The following is an 873-nucleotide window of genomic DNA, read 5'->3' as shown; positions in this document are numbered from 1 at the left end:
TTAGCAGCGCCATGATCAGAGCAGCGCCAGAAAAGAATAAGCAGTTGGCTTGCAGCATTTTTTTGAAAGCTAAAAGCCTTCAAAGATCACGACAAGCTACAAATGTTGTCCAGGCTTTTACCCTTCAAAAAAACGTTTACTTAAATATCTACGTAGATAAATATATATTTAAATACGTAGATCAATATCCAGAAGAAAAATAGAAGACCACAACATCAGGAGTTTAACCAAACAGGCCGGAGGCAGCAGTTATGCAGTTACATTGCCAATCGATATCGTCAGGGAATTAGGATGGAGAAGTAAACAGAAATTAGTCGTAAAACGGTATGGGGATGGTATTATAATAAAAGACTGGGAAAAGGAATAGCCGTTTTTGTAGATGATGTGAAAAATGCCTTTAAAAAGGTCAGACGCCAATTTTTTGCAGCATCTACAAAAATGCTCCAAGCGCACTGCTCATGTGATCAGGCTTTGAAGGGTCAGCGCGCGGTAAGAAATGCAGGCCTTTACTCTGGTTGATTGAAAACGGGAATCAGGTCGTTTATCTGCGAGCCGCCTTGCGAGTGCGAACGAGGCCGTACAGGAGAAGTCCCGCAGGGCGACTGTGCGTGTCCGAGAGAGCCCGCAGGCGAGCACAAACTCAGGGCAGCGGGTGGATGCTGTTAAGCCACTTTTATTCTTCAACGGAACTTTAACAGCAGACACAGGAGCTGCCGTGACAACTGAATGGAGCGTGTGAAGGAAGCCTAAAAAACAAGGCCGTAACGTAGTGAAGCTCTGTATAGCCTTGTTTTTTAGGCTGACGGAACAAAGTGGAATGAAGGCGGAACACCTTATTACCTGCGAATGGAATAGCTTACACTGCACTACCTT

2 protein-coding genes are annotated in these 873 nt (G+C 44.6%); both read left to right on the top strand.

The window, feature by feature from the left end; translation table 11 throughout:
• A partial coding sequence (locus C900_RS30475) for a hypothetical protein (protein WP_221408174.1) occupies positions 1 to 203 on the top strand: 203 nt, incomplete at its 5' end.
• Entirely contained in the window at positions 173 to 367 is a 195-nt protein-coding gene (locus tag C900_RS31095; RefSeq protein ID WP_083867603.1) for an AbrB/MazE/SpoVT family DNA-binding domain-containing protein, read from the top strand. The genes C900_RS30475 and C900_RS31095, both read left to right, overlap by 31 nt.
• Positions 368 to 873: the final 506 nt, after the last annotated feature.

This window comes from Fulvivirga imtechensis AK7 (genome assembly GCF_000331535.1).
GTDB lineage: Bacteria > Bacteroidota > Bacteroidia > Cytophagales > Cyclobacteriaceae > Fulvivirga > Fulvivirga imtechensis.
This window is presented reverse-complemented; position numbering and strand designations above follow the sequence as displayed.